The organism is Clostridium ihumii AP5 (assembly GCF_000612845.1).
GTDB lineage: Bacteria > Bacillota > Clostridia > Clostridiales > Clostridiaceae > Clostridium_J > Clostridium_J ihumii.
The window spans coordinates 1-14,610 of sequence record NZ_CCAT010000053.1; the positions used below are offsets into that span (position 1 = coordinate 1).

Annotated in this window: 17 protein-coding genes, 1 tRNA gene, 1 rRNA gene and 1 pseudogene; 15 read left to right on the forward strand and 5 right to left on the reverse strand. The window is 27.1% G+C overall.

Annotation, left to right across the window (positions count from 1 at the left end; genetic code table 11):
• Nucleotides 1–209: 209 nt before the first annotated feature.
• The 6 genes and pseudogenes from rrf (at nt 210) to BN346_RS10695 (ending at nt 3,665) form a co-directional block, all read left to right on the forward strand.
• Nucleotides 210–327: ribosomal RNA gene (gene rrf, locus BN346_RS10670) — 5S ribosomal RNA — on the forward strand.
• 24 nt (nt 328–351) lie between these two features.
• Nucleotides 352–426, forward strand: a tRNA-Asn gene (locus tag BN346_RS10675).
• 211 nt (nt 427–637) lie between these two features.
• Nucleotides 638–992 (forward strand): annotated as a pseudogene (locus BN346_RS10680) (TIGR04076 family protein).
• A 5-nt stretch (nt 993–997) separates the two neighbouring features.
• Nucleotides 998–2,179 (forward strand): alpha/beta hydrolase, encoded by a 1,182-nt coding sequence (locus BN346_RS10685; RefSeq protein ID WP_040328523.1) that lies wholly within the window; start codon nt 998–1,000, stop codon nt 2,177–2,179.
• Between the two features lie 121 nt (nt 2,180–2,300).
• On the forward strand, nt 2,301–2,687 hold the full coding sequence (locus BN346_RS20565) for a HEPN domain-containing protein (RefSeq protein WP_051540297.1): 387 nt from the start codon (nt 2,301–2,303) through the stop codon (nt 2,685–2,687).
• Nucleotides 2,688–2,927: 240 nt separating this feature from the next.
• Nucleotides 2,928–3,665, forward strand: coding sequence for an NAD-dependent protein deacylase (locus BN346_RS10695; RefSeq protein ID WP_040328524.1), 738 nt, complete (start codon nt 2,928–2,930; stop codon nt 3,663–3,665).
• 70 nt (nt 3,666–3,735) lie between these two features.
• Here BN346_RS10695 and BN346_RS10700 read toward each other — a convergent pair whose 3' ends face one another.
• From BN346_RS10700 to BN346_RS10715, 4 genes are read right to left on the reverse strand one after another with little or no spacing between them, the layout of a single operon-like run.
• Nucleotides 3,736–4,473 (reverse strand): SGNH/GDSL hydrolase family protein, encoded by a 738-nt coding sequence (locus tag BN346_RS10700; protein WP_040328525.1) that lies wholly within the window; start codon nt 4,471–4,473, stop codon nt 3,736–3,738.
• Nucleotides 4,474–4,491: 18 nt separating this feature from the next.
• Nucleotides 4,492–4,977 carry an NUDIX hydrolase gene (locus tag BN346_RS10705; RefSeq protein WP_040328526.1) on the reverse strand — a complete coding sequence of 162 codons (486 nt, stop codon included), beginning with the start codon at nt 4,975–4,977 and terminating at the stop codon, nt 4,492–4,494.
• Between the two features lie 24 nt (nt 4,978–5,001).
• The gene (locus BN346_RS10710) at nt 5,002–5,193 is read right to left on the reverse strand and encodes a hypothetical protein (protein WP_040328528.1); all 192 of its coding nucleotides are present in this window, start codon (nt 5,191–5,193) and stop codon (nt 5,002–5,004) included.
• 46 nt (nt 5,194–5,239) lie between these two features.
• Nucleotides 5,240–5,716 carry a GyrI-like domain-containing protein gene (locus BN346_RS10715; RefSeq protein ID WP_040328529.1) on the reverse strand — a complete coding sequence of 159 codons (477 nt, stop codon included), beginning with the start codon at nt 5,714–5,716 and terminating at the stop codon, nt 5,240–5,242.
• A gap of 766 nt (nt 5,717–6,482) precedes the next feature.
• On the opposite strand from BN346_RS10715, the gene BN346_RS10720 reads away from it, so the two are divergent.
• Together BN346_RS10720 and BN346_RS10725 are read left to right on the forward strand one after the other, a co-directional pair.
• Nucleotides 6,483–7,793, forward strand: a complete 1,311-nt coding sequence (locus BN346_RS10720; protein WP_040328531.1) for an esterase/lipase family protein — start codon at nt 6,483–6,485, stop codon at nt 7,791–7,793.
• 114 nt (nt 7,794–7,907) lie between these two features.
• Nucleotides 7,908–8,375, forward strand: a complete 468-nt coding sequence (locus tag BN346_RS10725; protein WP_040328533.1) for a methylated-DNA--[protein]-cysteine S-methyltransferase — start codon at nt 7,908–7,910, stop codon at nt 8,373–8,375.
• Between the two features lie 209 nt (nt 8,376–8,584).
• Here the strand turns inward: BN346_RS10725 and BN346_RS10730 are convergent, their stop codons facing one another.
• On the reverse strand, nt 8,585–9,457 hold the full coding sequence (locus BN346_RS10730; protein WP_040328535.1) for an AraC family transcriptional regulator: 873 nt from the start codon (nt 9,455–9,457) through the stop codon (nt 8,585–8,587).
• A 422-nt stretch (nt 9,458–9,879) separates the two neighbouring features.
• Here BN346_RS10730 and BN346_RS10735 point away from each other — a divergent pair, with 422 nt between their 5' ends.
• Genes BN346_RS10735 through BN346_RS10765 form a run of 7 tightly spaced genes read left to right on the forward strand, consistent with a single transcriptional unit; the run spans nt 9,880 to nt 14,477 of the window.
• Nucleotides 9,880–10,251, forward strand: a complete 372-nt coding sequence (locus BN346_RS10735) for a GntR family transcriptional regulator (protein ID WP_040328537.1) — start codon at nt 9,880–9,882, stop codon at nt 10,249–10,251.
• A 29-nt stretch (nt 10,252–10,280) separates the two neighbouring features.
• Nucleotides 10,281–11,183 carry an ABC transporter ATP-binding protein gene (locus BN346_RS10740; RefSeq protein WP_051540299.1) on the forward strand — a complete coding sequence of 301 codons (903 nt, stop codon included), beginning with the start codon at nt 10,281–10,283 and terminating at the stop codon, nt 11,181–11,183.
• Nucleotides 11,184–11,202: 19 nt separating this feature from the next.
• On the forward strand, nt 11,203–11,862 hold the full coding sequence (locus BN346_RS10745) for an ABC-2 transporter permease (RefSeq protein WP_040328539.1): 660 nt from the start codon (nt 11,203–11,205) through the stop codon (nt 11,860–11,862).
• Between the two features lie 11 nt (nt 11,863–11,873).
• A complete protein-coding gene (locus BN346_RS10750; protein WP_040328541.1) occupies nt 11,874–12,554 on the forward strand; it encodes an ABC-2 transporter permease in 681 nt (226 codons plus the stop codon).
• Between the two features lie 23 nt (nt 12,555–12,577).
• Nucleotides 12,578–12,952: a GntR family transcriptional regulator gene (locus tag BN346_RS10755; protein WP_040328543.1), complete on the forward strand. Its 375-nt coding sequence runs from the start codon at nt 12,578–12,580 to the stop codon at nt 12,950–12,952.
• 25 nt (nt 12,953–12,977) lie between these two features.
• Entirely contained in the window at nt 12,978–13,829 is an 852-nt protein-coding gene (locus BN346_RS10760) for an ABC transporter ATP-binding protein (protein ID WP_040328544.1), read from the forward strand.
• Between the two features lie 12 nt (nt 13,830–13,841).
• On the forward strand, nt 13,842–14,477 hold the full coding sequence (locus BN346_RS10765; protein WP_040328545.1) for an ABC-2 transporter permease: 636 nt from the start codon (nt 13,842–13,844) through the stop codon (nt 14,475–14,477).
• Nucleotides 14,478–14,610: the final 133 nt, after the last annotated feature.

Genomic DNA, 14,610 nt, shown 5'->3' on the forward strand with positions numbered 1-14,610 from the left:
CAAACTCTTAAAAAGTAAATATATAAAGTTATTAGAATCTAGTAGTTCTAGGAAACGATGAAATACGAAGATTATAGTAAGTTTATAAATTTAGTAGAATCGAGTAGTACAAGGAAATGAGGAAGTGAGGAACGGAGCTTATAATGATATAAGTGAGTACCACAGTGACCGAAATTGACGAAGTAATACGAAGATTATAGTAAATTTAATCTGGTGATGATGGTTTTGAGGGTAACACTCCTTACCATACCGAACAGGCAAGTTAAGCCTCAAGACGCCGATAGTACTGCACGGGAAGCTGTGTGGGAGGGTAGGTTGTCGCCAGGTATAACCAAGGAAACTTGGAAATATTCCGCGATAGCTCAACGGTGGAGCACTCGGCTGTTAACCGATAGGTTGAAGGTTCGAATCCTTTTCGCGGAGCCATATTGAATATTAGAGAAGTAGATTATCTACTTCTTTTTTTATTTTGTAATAAAAAAAATAAATATATGAGTAAGCAAAACTATTATCAAGGCAAATTAGGATAAATAAAGAAAATTGAGAAGTTGTCAACAAATACTTTAATCAACATTGTATTTTTATTGAAGTTTATGTATTCTATAGATATAAGTAAAATGCAAAGGGGGGGAGAAGTGTGAAAAAATGGTATAACGAAGAATATGAATGGAAATTGGAAGTGAGGGGTTTTCTTCGCAGTGATCACACTGAAAGATATTTGAGAAATGGAGAGAAAGTGGGGGACAAATATAACTCTGTAAATACGACTGTCCTATAAATGAACATGGACATGAAATCTGTGTTCCAAGGCAATGATGATTTTGTTTCTAATTATGGAGGCAGTAGGAATTTGCTGAAATTCACAAAATATTAGAGATAGAAGCAAATATAGCAATGATATCGTATGTAGAGATGGTTGTGGTATGTTTATGGTCACAGCAAAGAACCTCAGAAATGAAAATTTCTTTAAAGAAAAATTTTTTGAGGAGTGATTTGTATGAAAATTGGGAGAGTTTTAAGAGTTGTTAAGGACAATAGTAGAGAGGAAATATTTAATTGTAGTAAGGAAAAAAGAACTATAATTATGAGTATATTCTATCCTGCAGAAGAACAATATTGTAGTGGAGATGGCATATTGTACAAGGATTTATTCCAACCCCATACAGAGCTTTTTATAGAAGATGTAGGCAATACAAAGGAAACTGAAGAATATATTAACAAGTTAAGGACAGATGTATTTTTAAATGTTCCTATCAAAAATGCTCTGGATAAGTATCCAGTAATTATTTATTCACCAGGTATATTTCAGGACAGGGATTTTGCGATATTTACTGCAGTAAACCTTGTAAAGGAAGGATATATTGTAATTACCCTTGGATCTTTATATGAAACTGATTATACTATTATGCCTGATGGTGATATTATTAGGGTTACAGGGAAGCTTCAAAAGGAAATGATGAGTTCAATAACAGATGAAACTTGGAGAGAGTTAAGAGATATTAGAAAAAGAGACATGCTATTTATGGTAGACCATGTTTTTAATATTAATGAAAAAGATGAATTACTTAAGGACAGGATTGATATAAACAGTATTGGAGCTATGGGATTTTCATTAGGTGCCCAGAGCACATTTGAAGCTACGGCTGATGACAAGAGAATTAAGGCAGCAGTGTTACTTGATGGAAGCTTTGATAAAAGTACTGTTTTGGAAAAAGTTGATAATGGAGAAAGATGTAGCACACCTGTTCTACTATTTAAAAGTCATGCATCTTCATATGATTTAAAGGTGAAGCAAGCTAAATGTTTTTATAAAAATATAGAAGACAAGGAAAAGGCTGAAGACTTAATTAATGAGGCTATAATTGAAAAGCGTGAGATGATAAAAGCTCAGAAAGCTCTTTATCAGTATCTTGATGGATATAAGTCTTTTGTTAAAATTCAGTACACTGACCATGCTGCTTTCTGTGATATTCCAGTAGTCTTGAATCTTAAGTATTCAGAGTGTTTTGGTGGAAAAATTTTAAGCAGAAAGGTCCATGAAATTGTAAGCATAACATCATTGAAATTCTTCAATGAATTTTTACGTCATAGAGATATGGAATATGAAAATTTTATTGAAAATAAAAATAACTATGCAGAGCTTAAAAAAATCAATGCTATAGGTGAAGTTATAAAGTAATGACTATACTGGGTGTATAATAAGAATTATAATGCCAGGAGATTAGGAATAATACTCTTGGTATTTTTTTGATTTATAGGAATTTGATATTATAAAAAAACAAATGATAAAGGTGAATTAAGTGGTTGAAAAGAAAGATTATAAAAAGTGGCTAAAATATGCAATAGAAGATTATGAAAAAGTAAAGTTTGGATTTTATTTTGAAGAAAAGTTTGAGCTATGTTGTAATGCACAACAAGCTATAGAAAAATTATTTAAAGGATATTTAATAATGAAAGGGAAAGAATATACTAGCACGCATGATATATATGCACTATGTAAATATTGTGCTAAATATGATGAAAAATTTAATAGCTTTAGACGGTATGCTTCAATTTTATCCAAATATTATGTTGATAAAAGATATCCATATACAAATTCATTAGAAAGTATAGATATAAATATAGATAATGTAATGAAATTTTTAGAAGAAGTGTTTGAGTATGTAGAACCAATACTATGGGAATAGATTTAAATATTCTGTAATAAATTGTATTTAATTTACTGAAATATATTAAATATGATAAACAATGGTGGTATAATATAGTATAAAAATTAATATCATAATAATAGTAATTAATATAAATTTTATAAAATATATATGTACAGTTAAATTAGGAAATATTATTTTTTTATAATTTAGGTTTTACACTAGTAAATATATGATTATGATAAAAATTTTATTCATTAGTTAAAAGGTGGTGTTATAATGGATAGTTATTCATTACTAAGACAAACAATTGAAAATAGTAACAACATAGTATTTTTAGGCGGAGCAGGTGTAAGTACTGAAAGTAACATTCCAGACTTCAGATCAAATGATGGATTATATACAGAAAAGAAAAAATATAAATATCCACCAGAAACTATGCTTAGTCATAGCTTTTTTAACAAATATCCAGAAGCATTTTTTGATTATTATAAAGACAATATGATATATAAGGATGCAAGACCTAATTTAGCACATAAAGCATTGGCTGAGTTAGAAAAAATGGGAAAACTTAAAGCAATAATAACTCAAAATATAGATGGATTGCATCAAGAAGCTGGTTCAGAAAATGTATTTGAACTTCATGGTTCAATTCATAGGAATTACTGCATGGAGTGTAATGAATCTTATGATTTGGACTACATAATAAATAGTGAAGATATAGTTCCAAGATGTAAAAAATGTGGTGGTATAGTAAAACCTGATGTAGTACTTTATGAAGAAGGATTAGATGAAAATACTTTAAGACAATCTGTTCAACATATAATAAACGCAGATACATTTATAGTTGGAGGAACATCACTAGTTGTATATCCAGCAGCTGGACTTTTAGAATATTTTAGAGGTCCAAATTTAATACTTATAAATAAAGATAAAACACCATATGATAACAGAGCCAATTTGGTTATAAATGATTCTATAGGAAAAGTATTAAGTGAAGCAATAAAAGGATTATAAATTAATACTTAAACTTAAAGGGCATACTATAAAAAGAGTATGTCCTTTAAGCTTAAAGTAAATCTTTCTATTATAAATTTAGATTACTATTAGAAGATATGTTGTTATATAAGGCTAAATTTAAACCTTCAAGCAAACTTCTAAATATTAGAAAGTGAATACTATCTGTTGGATGTAGTCCATCATTCATACAATTTTCTTCTAACATAATCTCATCAATTGTTTTATTAGTACAGAATAAATAATTTTGTATATAATTAAAAGAATTTATAAAATGAATATTTTCATTTTCAGCAACACAAGAAATTACATTAGTTACATGATCCATATGGTATAAACGGTTAGGATAACTTTCATTTTGAAAAGTTGATGGATTAGGTGACATTAAGATAATTTTTTTGTTTCTATCTTTTAAAAATTTAATTAGAAATGTTAAATTATCAAATAGCTGATTCATTCCATTTAATACTTTCCTATCATTACAACCAAGTAAAATGATAACTAACTCATCCTCATCAGAACACAATTTTGACAAATTTTCACGTACTTCAGTTGAAGTTATTCCGCCGCATCCATTATTAACTACTGTACATTTTGGAAATTTATCTAACATATATATTTGAAATAATGATGACCAGCTTTTTAAACTAGTTCTTCTAAAAAACGTCTTTGTACATGTATCTAAAATAACTTCTTTAGTTTTTACACTATCAGAGCTTCCAGCACCAGCAGCAATGCTATCACCTATAATTTTTATATTGCATCCATTTTGAAACATTTGTAAAAATCCAATTTCTTTATTATCCATATAAGATACTCCTCTAATTTAAATATTTCTATTGATATGAAGAACAAATTCTGGTTTAGCAATATATGAATAATATTTTACATTTCCATCAAATTCAAGATAAGCTTTGAATCGTTCTATAATTGCAGGACTTTTAATATAGTTTAGTACTTCATCTTTTTTTATCCATGCAGATTCAGAATTTTCATCAGAACCGCGCAAATTACCACTCTTGTATTTACAAATAAAATCAAACATTACTTTCGTAGGAACTACATCATAACCATTATATCCTTTGTGGCTACTGGTATTTGAAGAAACACAAAATAACTTATCAACTATAACGTCTATTCCACTTTCTTCTTTAATTTCTCTTGTAACAGCATCTATAAGATTTTCACTAATTTCGACTTGACCTCCAGGAAATACCCATCCACCATGAAATGCATTAACCATTAAAATTTCACCATTATCATTTTCCACAACTCCAGCTGCAGTTACAATATGTGTAGGAAAGTTTTTCATAGTATATATCCTCCTTATTAATAATTATTTAGAAAAATCATTAATTTCATTTTCTGAGTGCTTTAAAAACTTCTCTAAGTCTTCTTTATTCGTAAATAAATTTCCGTTATTATTTCCGCAGCAAATCCCTTTTTTTATTGGGGCAATTAGAAAACCACCTACAATTCCAGCAAGAAAGCAGGTAGTTCCTAATAGTATTTTTTCATTATTTTTCATAAAATCAACTCCCTTAAATATCTGATGTACAAATTTGCACACTGACTTAATTTATCTTTTTTATAGGAAAGAATACATATGGTTGTCCATTTTCACAAGGACACGTGTAATCTTGTATTGCACCAATTAAATTTAAATTATTTTTATTTATATAATCTAATACATAAGAAATAGTTTCCATCATATCTTTTTCAACTTTAGTATAAAGATATTCATAAGAGGGAACTGTCCATTTTACCCAGTTAGCAGGTGGAACTGCATCATCTAGAACTTCTACTCCAGCTAGATAAAGTCCTTTTGTAAAAGTTTCTTCCCATGGTTTAAAACTTCTTGAAAAATCGCTCATTAAGCCCCAAATTCCAACCAAATTTTTATTGCTATCTTTTTTTGCAAGATGTTCAACTTCTGAAAAATGACTGTTAGCATCATTCCATAATTTAGTAATAAAGTTTTCTCCATCATTAGTTGAACCTTCTTTACCAATAACCGAAAAAGACTCTTTTATACATTTTTTTATTTCCATAGATTAACCTCCATAAATATATAATTTCAAGTTCAAGGTTTAAATAACATCTTTATCAAATGATAATTCTAGAGTTATAAGTTATTCCTATATAGGGTTCCAAGTTTAAATTTAAAAAAATGTCTTTCTCAAATGATATTATTAATATTACAGTTTATTGCTGTTTTTATATTTGGAACTAAGTAAGAAGTAAAAGTGAACAGTGAACAGTTATGGTTGATATTACTCACTTTGTTCCTAATATCTAAAAATAGAAATACTTAAAAACTATGTTTTTATATTGTTTTCAATTAATTTGCTTTGCAAATTTAATAAAAAATCATTTTTAAAAATTGAAAATCCAATTTTTACATTCACTTTCAATTTTCAATTAAATTAATTAGAATTCTCAACTGAAATAAGGGTAATATTCCAATATTAGATTTCACGTATTTATTTTATGTTAAAGAAATGAAGAAACGTACAAGTGATGTTGAAGGTTTAATTTTAAAATTAGAAATAAGAAGTATCACTTGATAGATATATAATAGCATAAATAAATACAATATTAACCACAAAATTCATAATATTCAAACTTAAATTTACTTTGCAAGTGAATTAAGTTATATATAACTGTAAAAAATAGTAAAAAACAAAGATAAATTAAGCAAAGCCTTGAAAATATGCAGATGATGACCTAAGGTCATTTAAAATGAACCGTAATCCATTTATGATTTTTGATACAAAAATGTTAAAATTTAGTAGAAGGTAAAAGGGGGGAATTATTATGAAAAATTCATTTAAAAGGCTAGTATCTTGTATTATGTTAATTTTTGTGTCAGTAATTTTTATTCCAACTAATGTATTTGCAGCTACAAATTTAGAAGAAGATTGTATAACAAAGGAAGAAAAGTTACCAAATTTAAATAAGAATTATCCTATAGTAATGGTTCATGGACTTTTTGGATGGGGCAATGATGAGTTATTTGGACTAAATTATTGGGGAGGAAAATCAAATTTAAGAGAAATGTTAAATTCTGAGGGGTATACAGTATATACTCCAACAATAGGACCTATAGCTAGTAACTGGGATAGAGCATGTGAATTGTATGCATACTTAAAAGGTGGAACTGTAGACTATGGTGAAGCTCATGCTCAAAAATGTGGACATAATAGATATGGACGAACTTATCAAGGTGTATATCCTGAATTAGGAAATAATAATGAAAATAGTGAACTTCAAAAGGTTCATTTAATTGGACATAGTATGGGTGGACAAACAATTAGAGTTTTAGCACAATTGTTAGAGGATGGCAGCCAAGAAGAAATAGCTTGTACTGGTGAGAATACAAATAAATTATTTGTAGGCAATAACCACTTTATAGAAAGTATAACAACGCTTGCAACTCCACATGATGGAAGTCAACAAGATGATGTTAAAATGGATTTAGAACCTAGAATCCATCAGTTTTTTGCAGCTATGGCAACTAAAGCTGGAAGAGATGAATCAGAAAATCCTAAATTTGATTTGAAACTAGATCAATGGGGATTAAAGAGAAATCCAGGAGAATCTTATGAAAGTTATTATAAAAGAGTTTTTACAAGTAAAATTTGGGGAGAAACTAAAGATTTAAGTATATGGGACTTATCATTAGAAGGTGCAAAAGAATTAAATAGTTGGGTTAAAACTCATGATGATATATATTATTTTTCCATAGCTTGCGTAGACACACATAAAGATTTAAAAACTGATTATCAAGTACCAAATATAAATATGAATCCACTTCTTTTAAAAAGTTCAAAATTTATGGGTTCATATATTAATAATGAAGAAGGAAAAGTTATAGTTGATAACAGTTGGTGGAGAAATGATGGAATAGTAAGTGTAAGATCTGCAATAGCACCACATGAAGGATCTACTGATAATATTGTAGAATATAATGGACAAGAAATTCAAAAAGGTATTTGGAATTACTTAGGTGAAATTAATAACATTGATCATATTGAAGTTGTAGGACAACATGAACCAATATACAAAAAATATCTTCAAAACAAATTCAGAAATTGGGCAAAAATGTTATGTGGAGAAGTTAAGTAGTAAGTAAAAAGGTTGCATATTGAAAAATGCAATCTTTTTTATTTACTATTAATTTAATTTAAAGTAATATTATCATAATACATGAAGCTAATATAGGTTAAAGAAGGTGATTAGATGAAAAATTTATATTTATATAAAACAGGGATAGGTAAAATAACAATAGTAGAGGAAGACAATAAAATAATTAATGTATATTTTGATAGTGAAGATACACCAAAAGATATTAATATATGTGAAACCAATATTTTAAAAGAAGCAGGTAGACAGTTACAAGAATATTTTTCAGGAGTACGCACAAAGTTTGAGTTGCCATTAAATCCAAAGGGAACAGATTTTATGAAAGATGTTTGGAGTGCATTAGAAAAAATACCTTATGGAGAAACTAAAACATATGGTGAAATTGCAAAAATTATAGGAAGAGATAAAGCATATAGAGCAGTTGGACTTGCAAATAATAAAAATCCTATTCCAATTTTTATACCATGTCATAGAGTAATTGGAGCCAATGGCAAGTTAGTGGGATATGCAGGGGGATTAAATATAAAGAAACAACTTTTAGAATTGGAGAAGGTTACAATATAGTATGAGTGAATCTATACTTAAAAATTCAAATAGTAATAAAGATTAAGATGATGGTAATGAATAATTAATGGACTTTAAGATGTATGTGGATTAAGAAAAATATTAAAAATAAGGGGCAGGCAAGCTTATCATGTAATGCTGTAAGTCGCTATTTAATTGTTATTAGAAATTAAGCTTGGCACTGCCACTTGGAATGTTTTTAATATAATCTAGTTTTTAGGAACAACCCTAACCCATGTTTCTTCATAACACTTTCCATTAAAATCTGAATAGTACATTTCAAATTCGTAGCCCTCAACAAGTTCATAATTTGAAGTAGGCAACCAGTCCGTATAAACACGAGCTATTAAGTCTTGAATTGCTTTTGAAGTATCCTCAATATTATGAGGTTCATTTACAAATATAGCCCATGTAGATTTAGGTATATCAACTACAGTATAACCTGCTGTGTTACTTAAAGGTGTTTTCATGACACACAACATATATGGAAAAATTGTTCCATCCATTTTGCGGTATTGGCAAAGTGAATTTACAGTGCTTGGATATCCAGAAGATTTTACAAGATTTGCACATTCACCATTATTTAATTTTTCAAGCCAAAATTCAGGTATAGCCTTTAAGTTTCCACCATCTTTAGTATCAAAAATTCCCTCGATGCCATAAACTTGGAATGCTTCTTTTTCAACAATTTTATAATTCATTTCACTTACTCCTTTTATAGAAATTTGAAAGGATATGCGTGGAAATGCCTTTATACTAACTCCTTTGCTGCGCGCCGCTGTGGGAGTAATTCCGTGTAGATTTTGAAATGCTCTGGTGAATGCTTCAGGTGATTCATAACCATAGGTTAACGCTATATCTATAACCTTGATAGTGCTGTTTTGTAATTCAAATGCCGCTAGTGTCATTTTCCTTCGGCGTATATATTCAGATAAAGTAATGCCAGTAATAAATGTAAATATTCTTTGAAAGTGATACACAGAGCAACAAGCAATTTGTGCGATTTTTTCATAATCTGTTTTACCTTGCAAATTGTTTTCAATATAGTCCAATGCACGGTTCATGTCATTTAAGTATTGCATACTCACATCTCCTCTCTATAAATATTGTAACAAAATAGATATAAAAAACCCTTGCAACTATTGCAAAGAAAAATCAGTCTATTAAAAAGTATATTAGCATATAACCTTCATTATATGGATTTTAATTCCAAAAATATTTTATCATATTCTTATGAATTTTTAATTAATAAAAAATGTTATTGACAGGTGTGTATAGTGAGTATATACTGTGTATATAAGATATAAACAATAAAAAATTTAAGAAGGAAAAAATTATGAAGGGTATTGTGTTAATTGCTTTATTTTTTATAATCGTTTATTTAGAGTATAAGTGGTTTATGAAAGTAAAGAAAGAAATTGAGAAATAATTTTTTTTATCATAACTGTATATACTGAATATTAACGGTATACAAAACAAATTATAACTAAAAGGATTTGATAGTATGAATATTTTAATCAATAATTCTTGTGGCAAGCCTATATATACTCAGATAGAGGAACAGATTAGAGATTCAATATTAAAAAATGAATTATCTATAAATGAGGGGTTACCATCTATAAGAACATTAGCAAAGGAACTTAAGATAAGTGTAATAACAACCAAAAGAGCATATGAAGAGCTAGAGAGAAAGGGTTTTATATATACAGTTAAAGGTAAGGGGTCTTTTATATCAAATCAAGACACAGAAATTATAAAAAATATTATTATAAAAAATGTAAAATTATATTTAAAAGAGGGATTAAAAGAAGGTAAAAAAGTAGAGTTGGAATTATCTGAGATGAAGACAATATTAGAAGTTATTTACAATGATTAAAATTAAAATTTGAATTGTGGAGGAGTAAAATGAGTAATATTCTTGAAATAAAAGGTTTAACAAAGACATATAAAAACTTTAAGTTAGATAATGTATCTTTAAATTTGGAAAGAGGATATATTATGGGATTTATAGGTGAAAATGGAGCAGGAAAAACAACTACAATAAAACTTATTATGAATTTATTAAAAAGAGATAGTGGAGAAATAAAAGTTTTTGATAAAGATAATATTAGATTTTCTCAGGAAATAAAAGAAAAAATAGGGTTTGTATATGATGATTGTTTCTACTATGAAAAGTTATCAATAAAAGATAATGCAAAAGTAATTTCTAATTTTTATAAAGAGTGGAGTTTTGATACATTTAATTCTTATTTAAGAAAGTTTGGACTTAATGAAAAGCAGAAGGTTAAGGAACTTTCAAAAGGAATGAAAATGAAGTTTGCAATTTCTCTTGCACTTAGTCATAATGCAGAGTTTTTGATTATGGATGAGCCAACAGCAGGACTTGATCCAGTTGTTAGAGCAGAACTTTTAGATCTTTTTCAAGAAATAATTCAAGATGAAAAGATAGGGATATTAATATCTACTCATATAACTTCAGACCTTGAAAAAATAGCAGATTATATAACTTATATACGTAAAGGAAAGATAGAGTTCTCTAAACCAACTATTGAAGTATTAGAAGAATATAAAATAGTAAAGGGTGACACAAAACTTTTAAATGAAGAAAACAAAAAATTATTTATATCAATAAATGCTACAGAATTCGGATTTGAAGCTTTAACTAAGAATGAAGAAAAAATTAAAGAAGTATTTAAAGATAAAGTTATTCTAGAAAGACCAACACTAGAAGATATTATGGTTATGAAAAGTCAAGAAAATATTCAAGATTTAAGTACAAAATATGGAAGAGAAATAAGTAGTTTGTAATATGAAAGGATAGGTTTGTATGTTAAATGTAATTAAAAGAGAATTGGGACTTCAATTTTCATACTTAAAAGGTATGCAACTTGTTGGAATGTTACTAGTTGTAATGTTTGTAATGTTCGTAAATAAGGACAAAAATTTTATGTGCTATGTTATGTTAATGTTTTTAGTTGGTACATTTGGATACACAGAACTTGAAAACAGGAATAAAGTATATTTATCCATATTAAGTGGAAATTGTAGCAGAAAAAATTATATAATAGGAAAATATTTATTTATTATAATATGGTCAATAGTAGTTGGAGTAGTTCTAATTTTATTAAACAAAATGCTATTTTTAATTATGCCTAGTATGGTTGCCGATACAAATATATTTCAAATGAAAACAATGATATTATATGGAATTTTTATTTCATCAGTATATTATTTTGCATATTTTAGTTTAGGAATGAAGGCGGCAAAAATTAGTTATTATATAGTGCTAATGTTATATACATTTGGATTTATGATGTTGCTTAATGGATTTCAATATGGAATTGGGTGTGAGTATAGTAACATAATATTTAAATTGATATTTGCTACAGATATTGTAACTAACATAATAACTGTAGTGATAACTTTAGCAGTATCAGCAATTCTATGTGTATTATCTGTAATTTTTTATGAAAAGAAAGATTTATAGGAGGTAAAATCATGGTAGCATTATTAAAAAAAGATTTTATAACTAGTAGAAAATCAGTAATTATAATGAATCTAATAGCAGCATGTATATTAGGAGGAGTTTCACTATTTAAAGAATTTCCAATTGAGGTTATTTCAATGATGTATGTTATGGCAAGTATATTTATACCTCTTATGTCAAATAAAATGATGTCAACAGAAGAAGGAAAAAGAAATTATGATACCATAATAAATAGTTTTCCTGTAAGTAGAAAATCAGTTGTAATTAGTAAAAATTTATTTTATTTTTTAATGTATTTAATAACTTCAATAATATTATTATTAACAATAATAATTATAAAGAAACCTAGTACTCAAGATTTAACTTATATATTATTTATTCAATCATTAACATTTATATATTATTCATTAATAATAGGAATTCCAAATTATATGTATTATAAATTTGATTATGATGTAGCAATGAAATATGGTGTTATTGTATTTTTATCAATTATATATGTGCCAATGATAGTTATACAGATAGGTGAAAAATTACTTCCTAACTTTGGAAGTAAAATAATCTCAATTATTGAAGCGGGGAATATACAAACAATGCTTATAGCTGTATCAGCATTTTTAATTGGACTATTAATATATGTTGTATTTACTATTTTATCAATAAATGGATATTCAAAAAAAGATTTATCCTAAAACTTAGGAGGATATAGATATATATGAATTTAATAATAAACAATTCATCAGGAGAACCAATTTATGCTCAAATAGAAAAGCAAATAAAAGATAACATTCTTACAAATAAATTGGACTCAAATGAAGCACTTCCTTCAATAAGAGCATTAGCGAAGGAATTAAGAATTAGTGTAATAACAACAAAAAGAGCATATGAGGAACTGGAAAGGGAAGGATATATCTACACTATTCCAGGCAAAGGTTCTTTTGTTGCAAAGCAAGATAAAGAGTTGATGAAGGAAACTGTAATAAGGACAGTAGAAGAACATTTTACGAATGCTATAGAAGAAGGTCGTAAAATAAATCTTACATTAAATGAAATGAAAGAAATATTAGAAGTGTTATATGATGAGATTTAAAACAAATTAAGATGAGGTGTTTTATATGGAGAATATATTAGAAGTAAAAAATTTAAATAAAAAATATAAGAACTTTGAATTACAAGATATAAATTTTTCAATACCTAAAGGTTATATTATGGGTTTTATAGGGCAAAATGGAGCAGGAAAAACAACAACTATAAAACTTATAATGAATCTTGTAAAAAAAGATAGTGGAGAAATAAAGGTCTTTGGAAAAGATAACTTACAATGTGAAAAAGAAATAAAAGAGAAAATAGGATTTGTATATGATGATTGTTTCTTTTATGAACAATTATCATTAGATGATAATGCAAAGTTAATAGGAGCTGTTTATAAAAATTGGAGTTTTGACACTTTTTATAAATACTTAGATAAGTTTGGTCTTAATAAAAAACAAAAAATAAAAGAACTTTCAAAAGGAATGAAAATGAAATTTTCTCTTTCAGTAGCACTTAGTCATAATGCAGAATTTATTATAATGGATGAACCAACAGCAGGACTAGATCCAGTTGTAAGAGTTGAAGTTTTAAATATTTTAAGAAATGAAATACAAAATGAAAATGTAGGTGTGCTATTGTCTACTCATATAACTTCAGATCTTGAAAAAATAGCAGATTATATAACTTATATAAATGATGGAAAAGTGTTATTTTCTAAAAGTAAGGAAGAAATTTTTGATGAATATAAAATAGTTAAAGGTGATAAAGAACTGTTAAACAAAGATAACGAAAAATATTTTGAAGGTATAAGAAAAAATCCTTATGGATTTGAAGCATTAACTAGCAAAGTAGATGAAGTAAAAAAAATATTTGGCAATAAAGTTGTTATAGAAAAAGTAACTTTAGATCAAATAATGATATTAAAAAGGAAATAAACAAGGTGTTTTATGAAAAATGTATTAAAAAGAGAATTAATATTACAGGTGATTAATTATAAAGGGTATAATATGATTACGTTTTTAATACCACTATTATTATTACTTTTTTTAGGAAAAGGTGATTTTTTCAGTTATTTTATAGGTATGGTTGTAATGACCACAATAGCTACTATAATGTGGGAAGAAAAACAAAAATCTTATTTAATTAATTTAAGTTGCCCTATTAGTAGGAGAGAATATGTAAATGGAAAGTTTATTACACTTATAATTATGAGTTTTATAGGAATGATAGTTGGGGCTTTAGGGAATAAATTAATAACTTTAATATTACCATCAATAGTCAACAATGATATTCCTATTAGTTATGAAATGATAATAACATGCATATTAATTGTAGTAGCAGCTATATATTATACATGCTATTATTCAGGAGGAAAGAAATTATCATATATTGTATATGGAATAAATTTTTTAGCAGTAATGCAAATTATTGTACTTTCTCAAGCAGAGTTAAATACAATTAAAAAGTATATACCATGGTTATTTAAAAATGATATAGCTTTAATGATATTAGGAATAATGTTTATATTAGTATTTATATTAAATAGGATTACTGTACATTTTTATGAAAAGAAAAGCTTTTAAAATATTATAGGTATAGAAAATTAGAGAGAAGAAATTCTCTCTTTTTTTATTTTATAAGAATTCAAATTTTTTTACATCAGTGTTTTAATTTAATGTTTCAAAAATTTGTATCTAAATTTGTAGCTATATTAAT

Bases quoted from the DNA above. Each gene is read 5' to 3' on its own strand.
- BN346_RS10685 (WP_040328523.1), top strand. From the start codon at position 998: ATGAAAATTGGGAGAGTTTTAAGAGTTGTTAAGGACAATAGTAGAGAG.
- BN346_RS10695 (WP_040328524.1), top strand. From the start codon at position 2,928: ATGGATAGTTATTCATTACTAAGACAAACAATTGAAAATAGTAACAAC.
- BN346_RS10700 (WP_040328525.1), bottom strand. From the start codon at position 4,473: ATGGATAATAAAGAAATTGGATTTTTACAAATGTTTCAAAATGGATGC.
- BN346_RS10705 (WP_040328526.1), bottom strand. From the start codon at position 4,977: ATGAAAAACTTTCCTACACATATTGTAACTGCAGCTGGAGTTGTGGAA.
- BN346_RS10710 (WP_040328528.1), bottom strand. From the start codon at position 5,193: ATGAAAAATAATGAAAAAATACTATTAGGAACTACCTGCTTTCTTGCT.
- BN346_RS10715 (WP_040328529.1), bottom strand. From the start codon at position 5,716: ATGGAAATAAAAAAATGTATAAAAGAGTCTTTTTCGGTTATTGGTAAA.
- BN346_RS10720 (WP_040328531.1), top strand. From the start codon at position 6,483: ATGAAAAATTCATTTAAAAGGCTAGTATCTTGTATTATGTTAATTTTT.
- BN346_RS10725 (WP_040328533.1), top strand. From the start codon at position 7,908: ATGAAAAATTTATATTTATATAAAACAGGGATAGGTAAAATAACAATA.
- BN346_RS10730 (WP_040328535.1), bottom strand. From the start codon at position 9,457: ATGCAATACTTAAATGACATGAACCGTGCATTGGACTATATTGAAAAC.
- BN346_RS10735 (WP_040328537.1), top strand. From the start codon at position 9,880: ATGAATATTTTAATCAATAATTCTTGTGGCAAGCCTATATATACTCAG.
- BN346_RS10740 (WP_051540299.1), top strand. From the start codon at position 10,281: ATGAGTAATATTCTTGAAATAAAAGGTTTAACAAAGACATATAAAAAC.
- BN346_RS10745 (WP_040328539.1), top strand. From the start codon at position 11,203: ATGTTAAATGTAATTAAAAGAGAATTGGGACTTCAATTTTCATACTTA.
- BN346_RS10750 (WP_040328541.1), top strand. From the start codon at position 11,874: ATGGTAGCATTATTAAAAAAAGATTTTATAACTAGTAGAAAATCAGTA.
- BN346_RS10755 (WP_040328543.1), top strand. From the start codon at position 12,578: ATGAATTTAATAATAAACAATTCATCAGGAGAACCAATTTATGCTCAA.
- BN346_RS10760 (WP_040328544.1), top strand. From the start codon at position 12,978: ATGGAGAATATATTAGAAGTAAAAAATTTAAATAAAAAATATAAGAAC.
- BN346_RS10765 (WP_040328545.1), top strand. From the start codon at position 13,842: ATGAAAAATGTATTAAAAAGAGAATTAATATTACAGGTGATTAATTAT.